Here is a 23,800-nt window from a genome sequence, read left to right on the forward strand (position 1 = left end):
AACAGAAACAGCAGGGAAACCATTTCGAAAATGGCATCATCCTTGCTTTCTGTTCTTTTTTGATTGGCTAGTCAGGAGTTTGTATGTTTTGTAAATCTTTCTTGATGATTTTATTGACTGCATATTTGGCGCTTTCCATTATATAAGGAAGAGAGGTGCCAGTGTGAGCACTCGTTCCTACGACAAACAAGTTTTTGAATTGTTTATGCAACTTATTCACGGGGTTTCCCATCCCTATTTGTCTAAAGGATTGCATCATTCCAAAAATAGCTCCTAGATGGATGTGGAAGTCTTTTTCCCATTCTTTTGGCGTAATCACTCGCTCTTCAACGATGTGTTCTTCTAAATCCTCCAAATGTAGCTTGGCTTTAACGGTGTCTAAAATTTTATTTCTGAAAGGTTCACGTTCTTGATCCCAGTCAATTTGACTTTCGTTGTTCGGGACAGAAACCATAATTCGAACTGCTGAATGTCCAATTGGAGCCATCGTTGTGTCCGTTACAGAAGGATTTGTGATATGAATCGAAAAGTCATCGGAAAGAACTTTCAAATTAGTAGTCTCATCTGCATGAACTTTGTAATTTTTAGGGAACAAAACAGTTTGATGATCTACCGGAAGTAGTGTATCTAGTCCTAAATAAATAACAAAGGCGCTTGCAGAATATTTTTTTTGAGCCATTTTATTTTTGAATTTCAAGGGTTTCTCTGTTACAAAAAGATTTTTCACAGCATAACTTAAATCCGCATTCATAATGTAGTGATCAGCTTGCACTAAACGACCGTCTCGCAGTTCAATTCCAGTGATTTCATGTTTGGAGGTATTCACTTTTGCAACCGCAGCATTCAGATGAATCTGACCATGGTACTCCTCAATGACGGTTTTCATCGCTTGCAAAATTTGACTTTGTCCGCCAGTTGGATGGAAAGAACCATAATAATATTCGGAAAAAGGGAGAACGCTGTAAATTCCAGGGATTTCCCAAGGCGACATCCCCATATATTTCATTTGAAAAGTGAAGGCAAGCTGTAATTCTTCATCTTCAAAGTACTTCGAGGTCTCATCAATTAAAGTTCGTCCAATCGAAAGGCTAGGGATCGCTCGAAGCATTGTCGGCCTGACAAAGTCTTTTAAACTTCCAAAGCTATAATCGAGCAGTGGAGTTAAATAAAGAATTTTTTTGGCATTCCCGCTCATAAATCGGTAAAAGTTCATTTCGTTACCTGGAAAAACCCGATTTAATTCGTTAAGGGTCGCTTTCTGATCCCCCGAAGGAGCAAAGGTTTTACCAGACGGGAAAAAAAGTCGATACAAAGGATCAATCGGTAGTAGCGTTAAATAGTCATGTAAGTTGCGGTTCGAATTCATGAAAAGCGAGGTAAGTTGATGAGGCATTGTGAGGGAGGAAGGTCCCATATCAAAAAAATAGTTTCCAAGCGAGAGCCTACTTGTTCGTCCGCCAATAACACTATTTTTTTCAAAAATATCTACTTGATAACCATTTGCGAGGAGCCTCATTGCAGTCGCTAAGCCACCTGGACCTGCTCCAATAATTGCTACCTTTTTTGCCATTAACTATTCACCTCACGTTAAAAAAATCCATATAAAAAGCGCAATTTTAACAAGAACCCGTTAATTTTGCGCTTTTAATCAGTCGTTGTTTGCTGAATGAATGATTTTGTAGTTTTTATGATTGACCACTGTTTTTTCTTCTATTCCAAGATCATTAAAATTTTCCATATAGGTTAAATCGACAATAACAGAGTTTTCGTTGATTTTTTCAACAATTCCAGTTAACCCGTCCTTGAATTCAATAATATCTCCGACCTGTGCTTTTGTCATATTTATCACTCCCGCTATAATTGATGTGGAACCGTTTTTATAAAGTACTAATATTTCCAGTTTGCACTAAAATTTTAATAATTGCAACTAATATGGCTGTTTATCAAGTTATTAAAGGAAGAAATAAGTTTTTTACTGGGACGTAAAACAGCCCGAAAATACGTGATTCATTGCCTTTTCAAGCTAATTCGGATAAAATAGAATAGTAACGATTTTTTTGACCAAAAAATACGCGTGAAATAGTTGTAACAAAGGCAAAAAAATGGTAGTCTTGTAAATTGAGAGATAGCCTTTTTTGTTGAAATTCCTTTTTTGGTGAAAAAGGTCACATTAAAATTTCTTTGATAAAGGAGAATGTCAATATGGAACAAGCAAGTTTTGTAGTTATCGATGAAACAGGAATTCACGCCCGTCCGGCGACTTTACTCGTACAGGCGGCAAGTAAATACAGCTCTGATATTAATCTTGAAAACTCTGGTAAATCTGTAAACCTTAAATCCATCATGGGTGTGATGTCACTAGGCGTTGGCAAAGGTGCTGAAATCAAAATCACTGCTGAAGGTAGTGACGAAAAAGAAGCGATTGAAGGTTTAACTGAGGTACTTAAGAAAGAAGGCATGGCTGAATAATGGTAAAAGAGTTGAAAGGGATCGCAGCATCTGACGGGATCGCCATTGCGAAAGCTTATCTGCTCGTTGAACCAGATTTATCTTTTGAAAAATCTGAAGTGGCTGATGCAGAAAGCGAAGTTAAACGTTTTCAAGATGCCGTATCAATTTCACAATCTGAACTTACAAAAATCCGTGAACAAGCTGCTAAAAGTTTGGGAGAGGATAAAGCACAAATTTTTGATGCGCATTTGTTAGTTTTAGGTGACCCTGAAATGATCGGGCCGATCGAAGAAAATATTAAAAATAATAAAGTAAATGCAGAATCTGCCTTACAGGAAACAACAGATATGTTCATTAGCATGTTTGAATCCATGGATAATGAATATATGCGTGAACGTGCTGCGGATATTCGTGATGTACGTAAACGTATTCTTTCTCATCTGCTAGGTGTAACGATTCCAAATCCGGCGCTTATTGATGAAGAAGTCGTTGTTGTTGCAAAGGATTTAACTCCTTCTGATACAGCGCAACTTAATCGTAAGTTCGTAAAAGGATTTGTTACTGATATTGGTGGGCGTACCTCGCACTCCGCTATCATGGCTCGTTCGCTTGAAATCCCAGCGGTTGTTGGAACAAAAGAAGTGACAGCAGATACGAAAAAAGATGAAATGGTTATTATTGATGGGCTTGAAGGAAATGTTATCATCAACCCTTCTGATGACCAAATCGCGCATTATAAAAAAATCCAATCTGACTTTGAACTTCAAAAAGCAGAATGGGAAAAACTTAAAAATGAATCAACTGTTTCAAAAGACGGTGTTCATGTTGAACTTGCGGCAAATATTGGTACACCAAACGATTTAGATGGTGTTATTTCAAATGGTGGGGAAGCGATTGGTCTTTATCGTACAGAGTTCTTGTACATGGGTCGCGACAATTTCCCAACTGAAGAAGAGCAATATGAAGCTTATAAAGCTGTTCTAGAAGGAATGGAAGGGAAATCAGTTGTTGTACGTACGCTTGATATTGGCGGAGACAAAACACTTCCTTATCTAGATCTTCCAGAAGAAATGAACCCATTCTTAGGTTTCCGTGCAATCCGACTTTGCTTTGCAAATGAAGATTTATTCCGCACACAATTACGTGCTCTTCTGCGTGCAAGCGTTCATGGCAAACTTAAAATTATGTTCCCGATGATTGCAACTGTTGCAGAGTTCCGTCAAGCTAAAGCGATTTTACTCGACGAGAAACAAAAGCTAGTTGCTTCTGGAACTGATGTGAATGAAAATATTGAACTTGGAATCATGATTGAAATTCCGGCTGCAGCTGTTCTTGCTGATCAGTTTGCAAAAGAAGTAGATTTCTTCTCCATCGGAACTAATGACCTCATTCAATATACAATGGCAGCAGACCGTATGAACGAACGCGTTTCGTATCTTTACCAACCATACAATCCATCCATTTTGCGTTTAGTGAAAAACGTTATTGATGCTTCTCACAAAGAAGGAAAATGGACAGGAATGTGTGGAGAAATGGCTGGAGATCAAACAGCGATTCCGCTTCTACTTGGAATGGGACTTGATGAATTTTCAATGAGTGCTTCAAGCATTTTGAAATCACGTTCGCTAATCAAGCGATTAGACCAAACCAAGATGGTTGAACTTGCTGATAAAGCTCTTAACCAGGCAACTGCTGAAGAAGTAGTTGCACTTGTTGAGAAATATACTGCTGAGTAACATTATTCCAGACCGAGGATTTATCCTCGGTCTTTTTTTTGTGGAACGAAAGGACTAAACATGATATAGTAAAATTGTGATTTTAGAATTGACTGATAAATAAACATCAGTAACTAAAAGACAATAGCATAAAAGACATAAAGGGGAGAACAAAATGAAAAAATGGATGGTTGTAGTCAGTTTGGTCACAGTTATATTTTCAGGACTTGCTTCTTGTGGAACGAACCCAGAATCGAGTCAGTCTGGGCAACACGAAAAGCAAACAAAGCAAGTTGTTAAACCAGTTCAACTGTCGGTGAAAAGTGATAAAGTGGAGACAGATGATCATGGAAACTTTGTAATTTCTGGAAAAACGGAGCCAAGAGCAACACTTTATATTAATGGAGAAAGAGGAACAACTGCAGATCAAAATGGGAATTTTGAATTTAACAATGAAGTAAAAGCAGATCATGATTACGAAGCAGTAATAACCGCGAAAAAGAAAAAAATGAAGCAAAAAAAAGTGACGGTTTCCATTGTATTAAGTAAAGGCTACCTTGCTTATAAAGCTGAAGAAAAAGCGAGAGAAGAACAAACTCGCATTGAAGAAGAAAATGAAAGAAATGAGGCAAATCGCTTACTTGCAGCTGCTGAAAGTAATTTAAAAAGTTCGGACTTGGATGAAGCGAAAGACTATATCACAAAGAGTAAGTACTTAACTATTTCTGATTATCACTATCGCATTAATGGTATTTGGAATAAAATTTCTGCTAAGCAAGAGGAGCTCGCACGACAAGAAGCTAAGAAAAAAGAAGAAATTTGGAAACAAAATGAAGCGCGAGAACGAGAGAAACAGGCAGCAGCAAATGCAGCTAAAGAACGTCAAAGCTCAACTAGTGGCAACTCTGATTCTGGAAATGCACAAGCATCGGTGGATAAAAACGAACAACAAGTTCTTGTAACAAAAACAGGGTCAAAATATCATAACCGGAAATGTGGGAATGGAACTTACTATCCGGCAACACTCAGTGAAGCGAAAGCACGGGGGTTGACACCTTGTTCAAAATGTTATGGTAGATAAAGAATAAGGGTGCTTTGATCAATTGATCAAAGCTCTTTTTATTTCTTTCTTGAAAATAATAGGGAATACTCTTTATAATAAGAGAGAATAAAAAGGAGGTCGAAATTATTGTTCTTTGCTTATGCAGCCATTTTTTTTCTATTGATTTTTCTTATACTTTACATTTGGGATAGGCGAAGAATTAGTAATGGTATTTTTCTTACGATTGGTCTTTTCCTTGGTCTCTTGTTTATTTTGTACTGGGCTTTTTCAGTAACGAGTAGATCCGAGATTATACAGGTGCTTGTGACGGGGGTATTAATCTTACTTATACTTTTGATTCCATTTTTTTTCTTTGGGATTATTATTGGACTTATCATGAATGGAAGAACAATGATGAGAAAAGAAGGTAGGAAGTTGACGAGCTTACTTCCAATGTTTTTAGGAATTTTGCTATTAGGGTTATTTATTTGGGGAGTAGCACAAGGGCTAGTTATCGGTGGAGGATTCATCTTATGGTTCTTTTATTTCTTTGTTTTGCTTGTGATTAGCTATTTTACTTTTTTCTTTATTACTTTTTTAGTTTCGACTTTTATTTATCAGTATAACTTTCCACGCTATAATCAGGACTTTATCATTGTACTTGGTAGTGGCTTAATAGGTGACAAGGTTCCGCCACTTCTTGCGAGTCGTCTTGATAAAGCGATGGATTTTTATTATAAGCAAGAAAAGAAAACAGGAAAAAAAGCTAGTTTTATTGTTTCTGGGGGTCAAGGGGATGATGAACTTATTTCAGAAGCGAATGCCATGCGCAAGTACTTGATTAACAAAGGGATTCCGGAAACGTATATTTTAATGGAAGATAAGTCTGTAAACACGCTACAGAATATGAAGTTTTCAAAAGCAAAAATGGATGCAATTATGGATTCTTATCACAGCATCTTTGCTACCAATAATTTTCATTTGTTTCGAGCGAGTCTTTTTGCACGTAAAGCGGGTTTGAAGAGTCAGGGAATTGGATCAAAGACTGCTCTTTACTATATGCCGAGTGCATTGATTCGTGAATTTATTGCAATAATCATGATGTATAAATTTGTTCATTTAAGTATTATTGGTTTTTTCTTTTTCATCTTTGCGTTACTCGGGTTTATGCAACTATTATAAAGGAGGAAGTGTTCATGCAAGCGATTGGTTTTATTGGAACAGGTGTAATGGGAAAAAGTATGGTACAAAATTTACTGGATAATGGCTATGTCGTACATATTTATACACGTACAAAAGAAAAGGCAACTTCACTGATTGAAAATGGAGCTATCTGGCATGATAATCCTGCTAAGCTTGCAGGGGTGGTTGATCTATTGATTACGATGGTAGGTTACCCAACAGATGTTGAAGAATTGTACTTGTCAGAAGGTGGCTTTCTTGAAACTATGCGAAAGGAAACGGTTGCAGTCGATATGACAACTTCTTCGCCTGAACTTGCAAAGGAGATTTATAAAGAAGGCAAGGCAGCTGAGATTGGTGTGCTTGATGCTCCTGTTTCTGGTGGAGATGTTGGGGCACAAAACGGAACGCTCTCGATCATGATTGGCGGCGATCCTGAAATGTTTGAGCGTGTGCGCCCTGTATTTGAAGTTCTTGGGGAAAACATTGTTTTTCAAGGGGAGGCAGGTTCTGGACAGCATACGAAAATGGTCAATCAAATTGCGATTGCTTCGAACATGGTGGGGGTGACAGAAGCGATCGTTTACGCGGAAAAAGCTGGGCTTGATCCTGAAAAAGTTTTGGAATCTATTGCCTCAGGAGCTGCAGGTAGTTGGTCATTATCAAATTTAATTCCACGTGTTTTAAAGGATGACTTTTCACCAGGATTTTTTATCAAGCATTTTATCAAAGATATGCGAATAGCGCTTGATGAAGCAAAAAAAATGGAACTCGATCTCCCAGGACTAGAGTTAGCTGAAAAAATGTATCAAACGCTAGCTGATCGAGGTTTAAGTGAAAAGGGGACGCAGGCACTTATCAAATACTATCAGTAAATGAAAAGTTTAGCTTTTTCTAAAAACGAAGTCAAATATTAAATTTGTAAAGTTTGGTTTGAAACGACTTATAGAGGGAATTAATTATATGACTTTAGAGAAGGAAGGGAACCAAACATGGAACAACAAGAAAGATTGCAGGTTTTAAAGGATATTGTAAACATTGACTCAACGAATGGAAATGAAGAAGCGGTTGCAGACTATCTCGCTAAGCTATTAAAAAAACATGGAATTGATTCACAGAAAGTCCAATTTGCGGAAAACCGAGCAAGTTTGGTGAGCGAAATTGGGGAAGAAGGTAAGCGAGTACTTGGTGTTTCTGGCCATATGGATGTCGTAGATGCTGGAGACGTTTCGAAATGGACGTATCCTCCTTTTGAAGCGACTGAAAAAGATGGTAAACTTTATGGACGCGGTGCAACGGATATGAAATCTGGACTTGCAGCGATGGTCATTGCGATGATTGAACTGCAAGATGAGAAGAAAACGTTATCAGGTAAAGTAAAATTACTGGCTACTGTTGGAGAAGAAATTGGCGAGTTAGGAGCTGAACAACTCACTTCGGAGGGTTACGCGGATGACTTAGATGCACTTGTTATTGGAGAACCAAGTGGTCCGCAAATTTGCTACGCGCATAAAGGCTCAATGAATTATACGGTGACTTCTTATGGGAAAAATGCGCACAGTTCAATGCCAGAGTTTGGTGTCAATGCGATTGATAATTTGATGCTCTTTTATAATGAAGTAGAAGATTTTGTGGCTTCTGTTAAGGATACAAATCCGTTACTTGGTAATTTCACACATAATGCAACGGTAGTTTCTGGCGGAAATCAAGTGAATAGTATTCCTGAACTTGCAAAACTACAAGGGAACATTCGAACGATTCCTGAAGTGGATAATGAAAAGATTCAACAAGTATTTGCAGATATTCTTAAAAAACTAAATGCAGAAAAAGATGTGAAATTAGAGCTTGTTTGGGATTACGATAAGCTCCCTGTCTTTAGTGATAAAGACTCTGATATTGCACAAATTGGACAAGCTGCTTATGAAAGACGAACTGGACAAAAAATTCAATTAGTCACAGCTGCAGGGACAACTGATGCGGCTGAGTTTATTAAAGCTAAAAAGGATTTTCCAGTTATCATCTTCGGACCTGGTGTTGGAGAGATGGCGCATCAAGTGGATGAATACGTTTCTACCGAGAATTATAACGATATGATTGAAGTTTATAAGGACATGATGGTAGATTTTTTGAGTGAAAAGTAAGTATAAAAAAAGGATTCAAGGCTTGCCCTTGAATCTCTTTTTTTAATTGGATTGATCCATAAAGTTTTTTATGCGTTCCATGGCTTCTGCAAGCTCATCAAAGGATGCTGCATAAGATAGTCGGAAGTAGCGCTCGCCTTTCTCGGAAAAGGCTTCCCCGGGAACGACCGCAACTTTGGCTTCTTCGGCAAGACGAACGGCCCAGTCGAAGGCATTTTCTTGAACGAAATCTGGCAGCTTGACGAAAAAATAAAAAGCGCCGTCAGGTGGAATAATTTCAAAGCCCATTTTTAGCAAGCGTTGCTCAACAAAGCCGGCACGTGTTTTGTATTCTGTACGCATAGGGAGACAATCTTCTTTTCCGTTTGTAACCGCCTCAAGCGCAGCTTTCTGGCTAATGGAACTTGCACAAGTGACGGTATACTGATGGACTTTAAGCATTTCTTGTAACAAGCTCTTTTCAGCCATTAAAAAGCCGATTCGAAAGCCTATCATGGCATGAGACTTCGACAAACCGTTAATGACGATCGTTTGTTGCGGTAAAAACTTACGAATGGAAACGTGCGCTGATTCATAATGCAATTCGCTATAAATTTCATCAGCCACTACATAAATACCAGTTTCTTCTAAGACGGAGGCAAGTGCGGCTAGTTCTGCTTCCTCGAGTGACACACCAGTTGGGTTAGAAGGATAAGGCAAGATGAGTGCTTTTGTTTTTTCAGAAATGGCGTTCTTGAGTTGTTCTGGTGTTAATTTGAAGCCGCTAGTCGTCGTATCTACTTTAACGGGGATAGCTCCTAAAAGACGAATGATCGGTTCGTATCCAGGATAGATCGGGTCTGGCAAAATCACTTCATCTCCAGCAGAGAGAATAGCTTCAAGTGCGACTGCAATCGCTTCTGTTGCGCCGACTGTCGTAATGATTTCTTCTTCTGAGAAACCCAATTGATATTTTTCGTTAAAATAATCGGAGGCAGCACGAAGAAGTTCAGGCATACCAGCATTATTCGTATAGTTTGTAAAGTTTTCGTGAATCGCCTCAATCGCCGCCTGTTTAATATGTTCAGGTGTATAAAAGTCGGGTTCACCAAGTGTTAATTTAATCATATCGCTAATCCCAGAAACGCGCGTATTAAAACGACGAATGCCACTAATTTGAATTTCTGCTAGCTCGGGCCGAATAGGTTTTAACATATACTTCACCTTTTTCTATTTGTTCTGTTATTTTATCTGTTTCATCATATCACAAAAAAGCGGCAAAAGGCGAACGAGACTCGTAAGAAAAGGAAACAGAAAATTGATACAGGAAAAAAGATTCAGAAGGGGGGCTTCGAGGAATCAGGCTAGCTGTTGTCATTTAGCTGTCATATAGCAGTAAAGACTAGGAAATAAGCTGTTTTTCAGGTTTTTTTATTACACAAGTTATAGTATGATAGGAAGGATAAGGAATACGAAGAAATTGGGAGGAATTGCGAAAATGAGCGATTTATTTACATCCATTAAAAAACAAGTGGCAGGGAAAAATGTTAAAATTGTCCTGCCAGAAGGAAAAGATGAACGGATTGCCGGCGCTGCAGCCAAACTTAAAGAAGAAGGAATTGTTGAACCGATTCTTCTTGGGACAGAGGAAGAAGTAGCAAGCGCGGCTAAAAAAGCAGGGGTTGACCTTGCGGGTGTAGAAATAAGAAACCCACAAGGGGATGCCGATTTTTCTGAACTTGTGACTGCTTTTGTGGAACGTAGAAAAGGAAAAGCAACACAAGAAGATGCTGAAAAACTTCTACTTGATCCAAATTACTTTGGAACAATGCTTGTTTTCACTGGGAAAGCAGATGGCCTAGTTAGTGGAGCGATTCATTCAACTGGAGATACGGTTCGCCCAGCTCTACAAATTATTAAAACAAAACCTGGAATTTCTAAAGTGGCAGGTGCGATGATTATGGTGCGGGAAGCGGAACGCTATTTGTTTAGTGATGTCGCGATTAATATTGCGCCCACTGCTGCTGATTTGGCTGAAAATGCCGTAGTCAGTGCCGAAACGGCTTCGATTTTTGATATTGATCCACGAGTTGCGATGTTAAGCTTCTCGACAAAGGGCTCAGCTAAATCTGATGAAACTGAAAAAGTAGCGGAAGCGACTAAACTAGCCAAAGAAAAAGCACCTGAACTAACACTTGACGGAGAATTCCAGTTTGATGCTGCGTTTGTTCCTAGTGTAGCTAAACAAAAAGCGCCTGATTCAGTATTAAAGGGCGATGCGAATGTATTTATCTTCCCAAGTCTTGAAGCAGGAAACATTGGCTATAAAATTGCGCAGCGTCTAGGAAACTTCGAAGCGGTTGGACCGATCTTGCAAGGTTTAAATGCGCCTGTTAATGACTTATCACGCGGGTGTAATACACAAGATGTTTATAACCTTTCACTGATTACGGCTGCTCAAGCTGTGAGTGAATAAAAAAATCCAAGCTTCGGCTTGGATTTTTTTGCATAATTAGGCATCTAAGCGGGTATGAAAATGAAAAGGAGGATAAATTTATGAAGCGCATCTTATTTCCTATTCTTGCTTGCGTACCGATGCCTTTTCTTTATTTTTATTTTGAATATGCTTTCGCGTTTTCCGCGACTTATCCGTGGTTTCTCATCCCGCTAACGATTTTTTACTTCGTTCTTACGGGTTACGTGAGTAAAAATTATTCGGTGGTGGGCGTGCTTTGCTGGAATCTAGGTAGTTTAGCCTCATCTTTTTTATTTGCTCATTTTTTCCTAGTGAAGGACATGGAATATTATGAGCCGTTTGGTCAACCTTTTATGTTGATTTACACATGGATATTAATGGTTGTGGCGCAGCTTTTCGTACGTCATGTGATCCACTATTATAACGAAAATATTCGCCAAGAAAAATAAGCCAACTTGTAAGTCGGCTTATTTTTCTGCTAAATATTGCACATTTTTAGGTAATGTAGACACTTTTTTATAGTTCGAAACAAAGTGATTGCTGTTTACAATGATTTTAAAGCGTTCATTTTGTGCGAGTTTTTTATCGGAGTAAAAAGAAAGTTTAGAAGATTGGCCTCTAGAATTATAGACCGTTTCCGTATATTTATAACCTTTAAATTGACTTTTTTTAACGGGTTCGCCACTTGATTTCATTTTGACAAAATAAGAGCTAGCGGTTTGATTATCAGGGACTAAATATTCAAATACAAAAAGAGTCGATAAGAGCAGTGTTGCAGCTAGAAGTCCCAGCAAAGTTGTTTTTTTCTTCATAATGACCTCCTTTAGTCTTTTTTCTATACTCTTATTCTACAGAAAAAAAGAGCGGCGTTCCCTCGGATAAACTAACAAAATGAGGAATTACCTTACATTTTTGTCATGTTTGAGAAAAAAGCCTTGCTTTTTTTAGTGAAAATATGGTTAAATAGAAAAGCTAATAAACGTTAGGTAAAACGAGGGATGTAAAATGAAAAATAATGATCAAATTTTAGAAAGTGGCTCTGTTGGGAAGGTTTACGTCAAGTATTTAATTCCTTCACTCGTCGGCATGCTTTTGATGTCGATTAATATTGTCATAGATGGTATTTTTGTTGGTCATCGGCTTGGCGGTGTGGCGCTTGCTGGTATTAATATTGCTGTTCCCGTGTTTTCCATTTTCACAGCGATTTCACTTTGGATTGGAATTGGCGGAGCGACGCAATATTCATTTGCGCTTGGTGAGAAAAAAATTGGACAGGCACAGATTATTTTCACGCGTTCGATTTTAATGGTGCTTTCCATTACCATACTACTTGCGATTCTAGCTTTTATTTTTCGAATACCACTTGCGTATACACTTGGCGCGAATGATGAAACTATTCCTTACGTGATGGATTATATGAACGTCTTATTACTGTTTGGTTTCGTTTTAACGCTTGAAAATATTTTAAGTATTTTTGTTCGTAACGATGGCGACCCAAACCTTGCCATGATTGCACTCATTGTGACAGCCGTAATGAATGTTATTTTGAACTATATCTTTTTGTTCATTTTAGATTTAGGCGTGAAAGGATCGGCACTTGCAACGGTTTCGGCGATTGCGATAGGTGTCATTATTTTAGCGACACACTTTTTCAAGAAAACAAGTCGGTTAAAATTTGTCCACTTTCAATTAACGCTTGATTCTTTGAAACGAACTTTTTCAATTGGTTTACCAAGCTTTTTATCAGAACTTGGCATGTCAGTTTTCACGATGGGGTACAACATTGCGATTGCAGCAGTGGCAGGAACTGCAGGTGTGGCGGCCTTTTCAGTGTTAAATTATTCGCATAGCGTGATTCTAATGATGTTCCTTGGTATGGGTTCTGCAATCCAGCCTCTAATCAGCTATTACCGTGGGGCTAAACTTGTTCGGCGTGAGAAAGAAACCGTGCGATTAGCGGCTATCGTTGCTATTGCAACAGGACTGTTCTTTTTCATCATCGGTTTATTTTTCGCGGATCAAATCGTCCAGCTGTTTGGGGACTTTGAAGCAGATATCCATGATTTGGCTGTACTTGGTGTACGTATCTTTTTCTCTGGTTACTTGTTTATGGGCTTCAATTTTGTCATGATGACCTATTTTCAAACAACGGACCGAATTGGGATGGCAACTTGGGTAACAGTTGCAAGAGAACTCATCTTCATGGTCATCTTCTTGCTGATTTTACCACCGTTTTTTGGAGCAGCAGGCGTTTTCAGCGCCATTCCTATTTCTGAATTTATTGTGGCAGCAAGCATTTTTATTTATGCACGCTCGAAACATTTATTTAAACTTCCCGTTTCGTAAAACGGGAAGTTTTTTCACGAAAAAAATTAAAAAAATATTCCTTTTGGGACTTGAAAAAACCAAGGTTTTATGTATGGACTGCTTTTAGATTGTGAAAATAAAAGGTTGGAAATTGTTTGTTAATTCCAAGGCAAAAAGTGCCCCATTTTCTAAAACCTTGTCACTCCAAGTGTTCAAAACCCTTAACCTCTCAATTTGTTTTTTAAATCACAATCTTTATCTAGATTTAATAAAAGAAGAATTTTTCGCTGTATACGAGTGATGTATGCGTTTTCAAAAAGATGGTCCGAGTACTATATCTTGAATTCACAATCAAAAAGTTATACCATATATAGTGTTAACACCGAATATCGCATCACTTGTTTTTAGCTTTTTTAAAGAGAACTTTTCTTTCTAAAAAAGTTAATTTTTATGATTTGACATAAAAGAGGAGAACGCGATCAATGGCCTTTATGGCTGGAAGAATTTTTAAGAAATGGGGAGTGCAAATGACGACTTATATTGTAAAAGACGGTGGAAATCGGAAATTACCTTTCGATGCTGATCGTTTAAACCGCTATTTGGATAAAATTCATGAAGAATTTCCAAAACTTGACATCAAAGAATACAAAGAAAAGATTTTCCGTTTTATTGAGAAAAAAGAAGATTACTCTGCTGATGAATTAACGGATTATTTAATTCGTGAAGCAGAAGCAAAAACGGATATTCATTTGCCTGAATGGGAACATTTCGCAGCACGTCTGTATTTAAATAAATTATATAAAAAAGCCAGTAAAAATCGTTTTTATAATGATGATGATAAATATGGCTCTTATATTGGATTACAGGAAAGTCTTGGCGAACGCGGGATTTATTCTGGTAGCATTTTAAAAAATTATACGAAAGAAGAATTGATTGAAGCTGGTAAGATGATTGACCCAGACAAAGATAAGTTATTTACATACAACGGCCTTTATCTACTGGCAACTCGTTATCTAGCGACTGATCAAGCACGTAACGTCTATGAACTTCCACAAGAACGCTGGCTCACGATTGCCCTTTATTTGATGCAAGAAGAGCCAAAAGCGAAGCGTATGGAGCTTGTAAGGGAAGCTTACTGGGCGCTTAGCAATTTGTATATGACAGTGGCTACACCAACACTAGCAAATGCTGGGAAAGTAGGAGGACAACTTTCGAGCTGCTTTATTGATACGATTGATGATAGCTTACAAGGCATCTACGATAGCAATACGGATGTCGCTCGTGTTTCGAAACATGGTGGCGGTGTTGGTGCATACATCGGCTACGTTCGTTCCACAGGAGCCCCAATTCGTGGCGTCAAAGGAGCAAGCGGTGGAGTTATTCCTTGGATTAAACAATTAAATAACACAGCTGTCAGTGTGGATCAATTAGGACAACGTAAAGGGGCCATTTCTGTTTATCTAGATGTTTTCCATAAAGATATTGAGATGTTCCTAGATCTTCGTTTAAATAACGGAGACCAACGTTTACGGGCGCATGATATATTTACGGCAGTTTGTATCCCAGACTTGTTCATGGAAGCGGTGGAACGCCGGGGAGACTGGTATCTATTTGACCCACATGAAGTAAAAGCGAAAAAAGGTTGGTATTTACAAGACTTTTATGATGAGAAAAAAGGGGAGGGTTCATTCCGCGAAAAATATGAAGAGTTGGTTGCTGATGAAACGATTAGTAAAAAAATCGTGAAAGCGATCGACATCATGAAGCGTATCATGGTGAGCCAACTTGAAACGGGGAACCCATTCATGTTTTATCGTGATGAAGTAAACCGCAAAAACCCGAATAAACATGAAGGCATGATTTATTCCAGTAACCTTTGCACGGAAATTATGCAAAACATGAGTCCAACGCGGATGATTCAAGAAATAATTTCTGGAGATCAAATTGTTATTACTAAACAAGCAGGCGATTTCGTTGTCTGCAACTTATCTTCAATTAACCTTGGTCGAGCTGTCTTGGCTGAAGATGAAGGAACAATGGAACGCTTGATTGATATTGAAGTGCGCATGCTCGATAACGTTATTGATTTAAATGAACTCCCCGTGCCACAGGCAACAATTACGAACCGGAAATATCGTTCCATCGGACTTGGAACTTTCGGATGGCATCATTTATTAGCTCTTAAAAATATTGCGTGGGATTCAAAAGAAGCGGAAGAATTTGCTGATGAATTGTACGAAAAAATCAACTTCCTAACCATTCAAGCAAGTTCCCGATTAGCAAAAGAAAAAGGAGCTTACAGCGTCTTTAAAGGTAGTGACTGGAATACAGGAGAATACTTCTCAAGCCGTGGCTATACAAGTGAACGCTGGCGTGAGCTTGCAGAAGACGTTGGTCAAAATGGGATTCGCAATGCTTATTTGGTTGCTGTTGCACCGAATATGAGTACCGCACAAATCGCTGGTTCAACGGCTTCGATTGACCCAATTTATAGTGCTTTCTATTATGAAGAAAAGAAAGATTACAGACGTCCTGTTATTGCACCAGATCTAAGTCTTTCCACCTATCCATACTACGAAAAAGGTGCTTATAAATTAGATCAATTTGCAAGTGTTCGTCAAAACGGTCGTCGTCAGCGACACGTTGACCAATCTTTAAGCTTCAACTTTTATGTGCCAAGCGGAATCAAAGCAAGCATGTTGCTTGAACTTCACTTGACAGCATGGCGAGAAAATCTTAAAACGACTTATTATGTTCGTTCGAATGATATTGATATTGAAGAATGTGAATGGTGCTCAAGCTGATAAAGAAAGACGAGGCAGGGAATTTGATTTCGCTGTCTCCTCTTTCTTACATATTAATACAAGAGAAATTAAAGGAGGCCTAGCTGATGGGAGACCAAGGCAAAGCATTGACAAGAATCAAAATTTTAGAACCGATGTATCCAAATCATTCCACTGCGATTATTAATGGGGAAACAAGTGGGATTTTAAATTGGAACGATATTCCCTATCCATCTTTTTACCGGGCTTATAAAGAGCTTTCAACGAATTACTGGATTCCAGATGAAGTGGATATGAAAGGTGATGCGAAGCAGTATCCGCTACTATCAGAGGAAGAACGAGCAGCTTTTGATGCGATTATTGGGCTACTTGCAACTCTAGATTCACCGCAAACTCGTTTTATTTATAATATTGCTGAATATGTAACGGATCCGGCTGTTCATGCCAACGCTGCGATTATTGGACAACAAGAAGTGATCCATAATGAAAGTTATTCTTACGTTTTGGCCTCGATCACAGACCTTAAGAATCAAAATCGAATTTTTGATTTTGCAAGAACACATCCAACGATTATTAAGCGAAATGAACCTATCATGGAAGCTTATAATGACTTTATGGAAAATAAAACAGGTGAAACAATTGTTAAAGCTTTAATTCAATCTTCTATTTTAGAAGGAATCAATTTCTATAGTGGTTTTGCTTATTTCTATAATCTGGTACGACAAAATAAAATGAATGGAACTGGAAAAATCATCAGCTTTATTAATCGTGATGAACTGGCTCATTCGAAATTTATTTCAGAAGTCATTCGCGCTATTCTTGGTGAAAATCCAGAACTTCAAACAGACGAACTCGTTGAATATACAAATAATGCCTTTAAGCATGCAGTGGAACTCGAAACAGAATGGTCGAGTGAAGTGCTTCAAGGAATTGAAGGTATAGATGTAGATGAAATGGTCGACTACGTTAAATATCGTGCGAATAAAATGCTTGGGATGCTTGGAATGGAAGAACTTTATCCTGGATATAGCGATAATACCATGACTTGGATTAAAGCATATGCGGATAATTTCACGGAAACGAAGACAGACTTCTTCGAAATGCGCAATTCAAGCTATAAAAAAACAAACATCGATAACGGATTTGACGATCTATGAGAATCCTCCTTGCCTATGATTCTTTAAGCGGAAACACGAAGATGGTTGCAGACCTGATTCTGGAACGTCTTGAAGCACTTGGGCATGATGTGACCGCTTTTCGGGTCGCACCAGATGCAGATTATCCACTTGATGAATCTTTTGACCTTTACATGTTGGGGGCATGGACGGTTGATTACGGAAGAACACCACCAGATATGAAAGACTTCATTGCGGAATTAGGTGAAAAACCGAAGCACATTGCTTTGTTTGGAACTGGAGAAACGCAGTGGGGAATTGAAAATTTTTGTGGGGCAGTTGACCGGATGGAAAAGTTTTTTGGAACTGATTATCCAACCTTGAAAATTGAACAAATGCCGCACACAAATGCTGATTATGAGGAAATTAATAATTTTGTTCAGCAAGTGCTGAAAAAAAGGAGCGAGTCGTTATGACAAGTATCGAAATTAAATCTTTGGAAGAGTTTCAAAATCACATGGCAAGTGAAGAATTAGTCTATGTAGATTTCTGGAAAGATAATTGCCCTAATTGCAAAATGTTAGATCTTTCTTTTCAAGAATTTAATAACTCCGCACAAGCAGAGAAAGTGAAAGTTTTGAAAGTGAAATTGGAAGAAATGGGTGAAAATTTCTTTTTCGAACAAGATATTCGTCAAACACCAACACTTGTGCTTTATAAAGGCGGGGAAGAATTGACTCGTTTAAATGGATTTATTCCACCCAACAAAATTGAAGAAACTTTAGAACAAAATGCGTAAGTTTATTTAAAGCCCTCGAAAGAGGGTTTTTTTATAACGAGAGGAGATTTTAAAGTTTATGAAAGAACTACAACAGGATATTCGAGCGTTTTTAAAATCACGTGGCTGGGAAGATCAATATGCATTAAAAAAAGATCTAGCCTTATCTATTTCAATTGAATCCGCTGAGTTACTAGAGTGCTTTCAGTGGAAAGAATCTAATGAGGCTGTAAAAGAGAATCAAGAAGCCATTTTAGATGAATTAGCGGATGTTTTGATTTACGCTTTGCAGCTAGCAGATAGTTTTGAATTAGATGTAGAAGAAATTATTCGAAACAAACTAGAGAAAAATAAAAAAAGGGTCTGGTAGTGGGAAATCATTTTGCTCAAACAAGCATTGCGACACGTCGCTATGCTTGTTTGAGTTTTGAAATGCAAATTTATTTTACACGTTCCATCAGGGTTTCAGGTAAACCAAAAAAGTTTCCCTGAGCAAAAAAAGTAAAGAAAGTTTAAAGAACATTCTTTTGTTATTGTTTTTGAGTCCTGAACATGATATTATTTACAAGGAAATACGGAAATGAATATTTTTGCCTGTAAAGTGAGGCTCCTATACAAACATAGGCCACTGCCCAAAAATGTCCAAAGACGCCAATGGGTAGAACAGGGATTGTCGGATTAAGGCTTTCCATAATGTGGCTAAGAAAATGATTTTTCTTTACGTTGTATAGTGCCAAAACTTTTGCGAGGGGAAACGCGCATTAGCTGTTTATTTGCATGTGTATAAATCCTTGCCAAAGTTTTGGCAAGGATTTTTTTATGGCAAATTATAAAAAGGATGTGAGATAAATGCCAAGTTTGTTAGCAGAAAGTGACCCAGATAGTAGTTGTAGCAATAAAAACAGGGGCATTTATCTGCACATAATTGCCGTTAGTGCCTCTTAAAGGAGGACAAAAAGATGAAACAAAATGAAATTGGCTTATTAAAAGAGTCAAAAGAAATTTTAACTGCTATTTTTACACGTTATGAAACCGAAAAAAATGGTTTGAAAGAAGGACAAGTAAGTAAGAAATTAGAATTTTATGGTGAAAATCGGACGAAAAAAAGCAAACCGAAGCCTGTTTACCTGTTACTACTCAAAGCTTTTCACGATCCATTTATTTATATTTTAATGCTACTTGCTGTGATTTCACTTTTAACAGCAGACTTCGAAGCCGCGATTATCATGAGTGTGATGATCGCATTCAGCGTGTGTATTAGTTTTATTCAATCTATTCGAGCTCAAAAAGCAAGTTTTTCTTTACAGTCTTTTATTGAGAATCGTACAACAGTCATTCGTGATGGCGTGAAGTGCGAAATCGAAACTAAGTACCTAGTTCCAGGAGATATTATTTGTTTGTCAACTGGGGTCATGATTCCGGCAGATGTACGGGTTTTCGAAGCTCAAGATCTATTTGTTAACCAGTCTATGTTAACGGGAGAGGCATTACCTGTTGAAAAATACAGTTTTTCAGCCAATGAAAATGGCACGATCCTTGAAAGTCAAAATTTAAGCTTTATGGGGACAGACGTTGTTAGTGGAATAGGGCGAGCAGTTGTACTGCGAACAGGTGATGAGACAATTTTTGGTGAGCTTGCGGAAATGGCGACGGCTACTCGGGATCAAACAAGTTTTGATAAGGGTGTCCGTGCGGTCTCGAAGATGCTTTTTTATTTTATGCTAGTGATGGTTCCTATTGTATTTTCGATGAATGGATTTTTAAAAGGGGACTGGCTACAAGCGTTCATGTTTTCTGTCGCAGTGGCTGTTGGCTTAACGCCTGAAATGCTCCCAATGATAGTTAACACAAATCTTGCTAAAGGCGCTGTTAAAATGGCGAAAGAAAAAGTCATTGTGAAAGAACTAAATGCCATTCAAAATTTAGGAGCTATGGATGTGCTTTGTACGGACAAAACAGGGACGCTAACTTGTGACCAAATTACACTAGTACAACATATTGATGCTTCTGGTAACCCTTCTAATAGTGTATTAGAAGATGCCTTTTTAAATAGCTATTATCAAACAGGCTATAAAAATGTGCTCGATTACGCTGTTATCAAGCACACTGAGCAGACAAGTGATGGCTTACGGAGCCTCAAGCGAATGCAAAAACTTGATGAAATTCCTTTTGATTTTGAAAGGCGCCTGTTAAGTGTTATTATTCGAGAACGTTCAGCAGATCGAATGATTACGAAAGGCGCTGTTAGAGAAGTTTTCCAGATTTGTACACATATAGAAGAAAAGAATGAAATAAAAGAGTTAACAGAAAAAGAGAAAACAAAATTAAGTCGATTTAGTGAAACTTTAAATCAACAAGGGATGCGAGTTATTGGTATTTGCTATAAAGACAAACCCAAGGCATCCAAATTTTCGAGTGATGATGAAGAAAACATGATTTTTAAAGGTTTCATAGGTTTTCTAGACCCAGTAAAGCTTTCGGCTGCAGACGCGGTGAAAAGGCTTAATGATAAAGGCGTACAAGTGAAAGTTTTAACAGGAGATAATGAGATTGTAACGAAGAAAGTTTGCCAAGAGGTCGGGATTTCAAGCGAACGCTTTTTGCTTGGAACAGAAATAGAAAATATGAACGATACTGAATTACATCAAGCGATCCAAGAAGTTTCAATTTTAGCAAAACTTTCTCCGCTTCAAAAAGCCCGTATTGTGACGGTGTTGAAAAAAGAAGGGGGGCATACAGTTGGTTTCATGGGAGACGGTATGAATGATGCCCCTGCGCTTAGAAAAGCAGACGTGGGCATATCTGTTGATACGGCAACAGATATTACAAAAGATGCCAGCTCAGTGATTTTACTAGAAAAAAGTTTAACCGTTTTAGAGCGGGGATTAGTTGAAGGGCGAACGGTGTTTGGCAATATATTGAAGTATGTAAAAATGACAGCAAGTTCGAATTTTGGGAACGTCTTTAGTGTACTGATTGCAAGTGCTTTCCTCCCATTTTTGCCGATGCTCTCACTTCAGCTATTGTTACAAAACTTACTCTATGATTTTTCGCAGCTTACTCTTCCTTGGGATAGAATGGATGATTCGTTCTTGGAAAAACCAAGGAAATGGAATACAAAAAATATGCTTCGTTTCATATTAACAATCGGTCCTGTAAGTTCTATTTTTGATATTTTAACTTTCGTGATTATGTGGAATGTCTTTCAAGCGAATTCTATTTCCGAACAAGCTTTATTCCAAAGTGGTTGGTTTGTTGTCGGGTTATTAACACAAACCCTTGTGGTTCACATGATTCGGACGGAAAAGGTTCCGTTTATTCAATCGACGGCAACAAAGCCTGTACTGATTTCAACACTAATAATAATGGGGCTTGGACTCGTCATTCCCTTTACTGGATTTGGCCATGCAATGGGATTTGTAAATTTACCAGCGATGTATTTTCTATTTTTAGTAGGTATACTTTTGAGCTATATGATTGTCATTCAATTTGTCAAACAAGTCTATATAAAAAAATTCCACGATTGGATTTAAAAGGAGATTTTAGCTGTGTACTTAGTAAAAAATAAAACGATTCTACTCAGTTTTCTTCTTCTTAGCTTATATAGTGTCATTCTTGTTTATAGCGCCAGTTTCCAAACGGCTCTTGTGCGTTATGAAGTTAGTGCCCATTATTTTGCACTAAGGCAATTCTTGTTTTTCATGTTTGGTTTCTTTTTGTTGCTTGTTGTTTCGCATTTGAACGAGCAAATAGTAGTAAACGGAAAAGCGATCAAGTGGATGTATGGAGTTTCCTTTTTTATGCTTTTAGCTGTTCTTTTTTTAGGAGTTACAACAAATTCCGCACAACGCTGGCTGAACATTTTTGGCTTTATGTTTCAACCAACTGAAGTACTTAAATTACTCGTTATTTTATTTACGGCTACTTACTTCACTTATTTTGGTAAGCAAATTGAAAAAAGTGATCGGCCGCTCTTTCTCTATCTTTTTCTATTACTCCTTCTAGTAGGATTGATTATTTTGCAGCCCGATCTTGGAACGGCAGGAATTGTATTTGTAGCAGCACTTAGTCAGCTTATTGTTTCAGGACTTTCGCTTAGGCGGATTTTTAAAGTCATTCTTTTCTTAGTAGGCGTTTCTCTGGTAGCTTTTTTGTTGGTATATCTAGTTCATCCCGACTTCTTTAGTAGTACGAAAATGGCACGCTTTAGCTATTTAGATCCTTTCAATAAGGCGAATTTAAACGCGTCTTACCAACTCCGAAATGGCTACTATGCGATTGGAAGCGGAGGTTTCTGGGGGAGTGGATTTGGCTCTGGTATTCAAAAATTAGGTTACTTACCGGAAGCCCATACTGATTTTATCATGGCAGTTATTTCGGAAGAATTAGGTGCGCTCGGCTTATTTCTCTATCTGAGTCTCATCTTTATTTTGATAAAGCAAGCATTCAGGGTTATATTTTTCAGTTCGTCAACGTTTGATAATCTTGTTGCGGTGGGCGTAGTAAGCTGGATTTCTATTCAAATCTTTTTTAATCTCGGTGGTGTATCGGGGATCATTCCGCTGACAGGTGTTCCACTCCCATTTATGAGTTATGGAGGGAGCTCTATTTTAGCACTTGCATGTGGTCTCGGATTTGTACGTGCTGGAGAGAGACGCATGAAAAAACAAAATGGAGAAGGTGAAAGTTATGCAATACAAAAGAAAAATTAGTGAACAGATTTATGCTCTTGTCATTCTCCTTAGCATCATCAGTTGTGTGGCTATTTATTTCGCTCAACAAACAGGTCAATATGAAAACAATTTTGTTTTACAGCAAATTTTGTTTTTTATTGTGGGATTAGGGATTTGTTTTCTCATTTCTAAAAGTAATATCACTTTTGTCCGAAAACATGTTTTTTGGTTTTATGGTGGAGCCATTATTTTGTTGCTAGGTATTGTTTTAAAAGTTCCCTTCACACAGGAAGTTAACGGAGCGACGAGGTGGTATCGTCTTGCAGGCTTTTCGCTTCAACCTTCTGAACTTGTCAAAGGCATTTTTGTTTTCGTAATGGCCCATTTTGCAGCGAAATATGAAAAAAATTCAGTCAAACAATTTTTTGTTTTAGCTAGTTTAGGATTACCGGTTTTGTTACTTCTCTACAAACAACCCGACCTTGGGACTACGATTGTGTATTTTGTTACGGCATTTACAATATTACTAGTTGCCAACAAATCATGGAAATGGATCGTTGGAATCACAACTACAGCTGTTCTTTCAGTTAGCTTCTTTCTTTTTTTATTGTTAAATCACATGGAATGGCTTGAGATGCTGGGGTTCAAAAAATATCAATTCGCTCGCATTTTTACGTGGCTTGACCCAGCAAGTGATCCAGATGGTGCTTATCAAGTTAATTTGTCACTAAGAGCAATTGGGTCGGGGATGCTTACAGGCCGAAATGGGAATGTTTATATCCCGGAAAGCCATACCGATATGATTATTAGTTCAATTGGGAATCAATTTGGATTCATTGGTGTTAGTTGCTTATTAATCGTTTTTATCCTCTTTATTAAAGTGTTGATTGAGGCAGGGCTGACCATGAAAAAAAGCTTTTCTACGTATCTCTTTGCAGGATTTGCGATGTGTTTTGCTTTTAATATCTTTGAAAACATTGCCATGTCGATTGGACTGATGCCGCTGACAGGGATACCCCTTCCGTTTATAAGTTATGGCGGGTCATCTATTCTTGGGAGTATGATCTGTACCGGGATAATGCTTGCAGTGATCCGTAGTGATTCTGAACTGGAATAACACAACTCAAACGAAAACGCATCCGAGTAGTGGATGCGTTT

21 protein-coding genes and 1 riboswitch are annotated in these 23,800 nt (G+C 38.0%); of the genes, 17 read left to right on the forward strand and 4 right to left on the reverse strand.

The window, feature by feature from the left end:
* Positions 1-67: 67 nt before the first annotated feature.
* Positions 68-1,570: a phytoene desaturase family protein gene (locus HB912_RS01855; protein ID WP_185371962.1), complete on the reverse strand. Its 1,503-nt coding sequence runs from the start codon at positions 1,568-1,570 to the stop codon at positions 68-70.
* Between the two features lie 78 nt (positions 1,571-1,648).
* The gene (locus HB912_RS01860; protein WP_185371963.1) at positions 1,649-1,840 is read right to left on the reverse strand and encodes a YkvS family protein; all 192 of its coding nucleotides are present in this window, start codon (positions 1,838-1,840) and stop codon (positions 1,649-1,651) included.
* Positions 1,841-2,202: 362 nt separating this feature from the next.
* Here HB912_RS01860 and HB912_RS01865 point away from each other — a divergent pair, with 362 nt between their 5' ends.
* The 6 genes from HB912_RS01865 to HB912_RS01890 all read left to right on the forward strand — a co-directional run bounded on the left by HB912_RS01865 (position 2,203) and on the right by HB912_RS01890 (position 8,531).
* Positions 2,203-2,469 (forward strand): phosphocarrier protein HPr, encoded by a 267-nt coding sequence (locus tag HB912_RS01865; protein ID WP_036072022.1) that lies wholly within the window; start codon positions 2,203-2,205, stop codon positions 2,467-2,469.
* The gene (ptsP, locus tag HB912_RS01870) at positions 2,469-4,187 is read left to right on the forward strand and encodes a phosphoenolpyruvate--protein phosphotransferase (protein ID WP_036072019.1); all 1,719 of its coding nucleotides are present in this window, start codon (positions 2,469-2,471) and stop codon (positions 4,185-4,187) included. Before HB912_RS01865 ends, ptsP begins: the two co-directional genes overlap by 1 nt.
* A gap of 154 nt (positions 4,188-4,341) precedes the next feature.
* Positions 4,342-5,247, forward strand: coding sequence for a hypothetical protein (locus tag HB912_RS01875; RefSeq protein WP_185371964.1), 906 nt, complete (start codon positions 4,342-4,344; stop codon positions 5,245-5,247).
* Between the two features lie 108 nt (positions 5,248-5,355).
* Positions 5,356-6,390, forward strand: a complete 1,035-nt coding sequence (locus HB912_RS01880; RefSeq protein WP_185371965.1) for a YdcF family protein — start codon at positions 5,356-5,358, stop codon at positions 6,388-6,390.
* Between the two features lie 14 nt (positions 6,391-6,404).
* Positions 6,405-7,265: an NAD(P)-dependent oxidoreductase gene (locus HB912_RS01885; RefSeq protein ID WP_185371966.1), complete on the forward strand. Its 861-nt coding sequence runs from the start codon at positions 6,405-6,407 to the stop codon at positions 7,263-7,265.
* 117 nt (positions 7,266-7,382) lie between these two features.
* Positions 7,383-8,531 (forward strand): ArgE/DapE family deacylase, encoded by a 1,149-nt coding sequence (locus tag HB912_RS01890; protein WP_185371967.1) that lies wholly within the window; start codon positions 7,383-7,385, stop codon positions 8,529-8,531.
* 42 nt (positions 8,532-8,573) lie between these two features.
* Here HB912_RS01890 and HB912_RS01895 read toward each other — a convergent pair whose 3' ends face one another.
* A complete protein-coding gene (locus tag HB912_RS01895; RefSeq protein ID WP_185371968.1) occupies positions 8,574-9,725 on the reverse strand; it encodes an aminotransferase class I/II-fold pyridoxal phosphate-dependent enzyme in 1,152 nt (383 codons plus the stop codon).
* Between the two features lie 283 nt (positions 9,726-10,008).
* Here HB912_RS01895 and pta point away from each other — a divergent pair, with 283 nt between their 5' ends.
* Positions 10,009-10,986: a phosphate acetyltransferase gene (pta, locus tag HB912_RS01900; RefSeq protein ID WP_036072201.1), complete on the forward strand. Its 978-nt coding sequence runs from the start codon at positions 10,009-10,011 to the stop codon at positions 10,984-10,986.
* Positions 10,987-11,066: 80 nt separating this feature from the next.
* Positions 11,067-11,435 carry a hypothetical protein gene (locus HB912_RS01905; RefSeq protein ID WP_185371969.1) on the forward strand — a complete coding sequence of 123 codons (369 nt, stop codon included), beginning with the start codon at positions 11,067-11,069 and terminating at the stop codon, positions 11,433-11,435.
* Positions 11,436-11,453: 18 nt separating this feature from the next.
* On the opposite strand, the gene HB912_RS01910 is transcribed toward HB912_RS01905, so the two are convergent.
* A complete protein-coding gene (locus HB912_RS01910; RefSeq protein ID WP_185371970.1) occupies positions 11,454-11,798 on the reverse strand; it encodes a YxeA family protein in 345 nt (114 codons plus the stop codon).
* Positions 11,799-11,991: 193 nt separating this feature from the next.
* On the opposite strand from HB912_RS01910, the gene HB912_RS01915 reads away from it, so the two are divergent.
* The 9 genes from HB912_RS01915 (at position 11,992) to HB912_RS01960 (ending at position 23,759) form a co-directional block, all read left to right on the forward strand.
* Positions 11,992-13,332: an MATE family efflux transporter gene (locus tag HB912_RS01915; RefSeq protein ID WP_185371971.1), complete on the forward strand. Its 1,341-nt coding sequence runs from the start codon at positions 11,992-11,994 to the stop codon at positions 13,330-13,332.
* 452 nt (positions 13,333-13,784) lie between these two features.
* A complete protein-coding gene (locus HB912_RS01920; protein WP_185372833.1) occupies positions 13,785-16,097 on the forward strand; it encodes a ribonucleoside-diphosphate reductase subunit alpha in 2,313 nt (770 codons plus the stop codon).
* Between the two features lie 86 nt (positions 16,098-16,183).
* Complete coding sequence (locus HB912_RS01925; RefSeq protein WP_185371972.1) at positions 16,184-17,233, forward strand: ribonucleotide-diphosphate reductase subunit beta; 1,050 nt, start codon at positions 16,184-16,186, stop codon at positions 17,231-17,233.
* Entirely contained in the window at positions 17,230-17,667 is a 438-nt protein-coding gene (locus HB912_RS01930; RefSeq protein ID WP_185371973.1) for a flavodoxin, read from the forward strand. Before HB912_RS01925 ends, HB912_RS01930 begins: the two co-directional genes overlap by 4 nt.
* A complete protein-coding gene (locus HB912_RS01935) occupies positions 17,664-17,990 on the forward strand; it encodes a thioredoxin family protein (RefSeq protein ID WP_185371974.1) in 327 nt (108 codons plus the stop codon). Before HB912_RS01930 ends, HB912_RS01935 begins: the two co-directional genes overlap by 4 nt.
* Positions 17,991-18,048: 58 nt before the next feature.
* Positions 18,049-18,339 carry a nucleotide pyrophosphohydrolase gene (locus tag HB912_RS01940; RefSeq protein WP_185371975.1) on the forward strand — a complete coding sequence of 97 codons (291 nt, stop codon included), beginning with the start codon at positions 18,049-18,051 and terminating at the stop codon, positions 18,337-18,339.
* A gap of 216 nt (positions 18,340-18,555) precedes the next feature.
* Positions 18,556-18,728: riboswitch (M-box (ykoK) riboswitch) on the forward strand.
* A 200-nt stretch (positions 18,729-18,928) separates the two neighbouring features.
* Positions 18,929-21,502: a magnesium-translocating P-type ATPase gene (gene mgtA, locus HB912_RS01950; protein ID WP_185371976.1), complete on the forward strand. Its 2,574-nt coding sequence runs from the start codon at positions 18,929-18,931 to the stop codon at positions 21,500-21,502.
* Positions 21,503-21,517: 15 nt separating this feature from the next.
* Positions 21,518-22,681, forward strand: a complete 1,164-nt coding sequence (locus HB912_RS01955) for an FtsW/RodA/SpoVE family cell cycle protein (RefSeq protein ID WP_185371977.1) — start codon at positions 21,518-21,520, stop codon at positions 22,679-22,681.
* Positions 22,659-23,759 (forward strand): FtsW/RodA/SpoVE family cell cycle protein, encoded by a 1,101-nt coding sequence (locus HB912_RS01960; protein ID WP_185371978.1) that lies wholly within the window; start codon positions 22,659-22,661, stop codon positions 23,757-23,759. The genes HB912_RS01955 and HB912_RS01960 overlap by 23 nt, the downstream gene beginning before the upstream one ends.
* The last annotated feature ends 41 nt before the right edge of the window (positions 23,760-23,800 follow it).

Source organism: Listeria aquatica (genome assembly GCF_014223975.1).
GTDB classification, from domain to species: Bacteria; Bacillota; Bacilli; order Lactobacillales; family Listeriaceae; genus Listeria; species Listeria aquatica.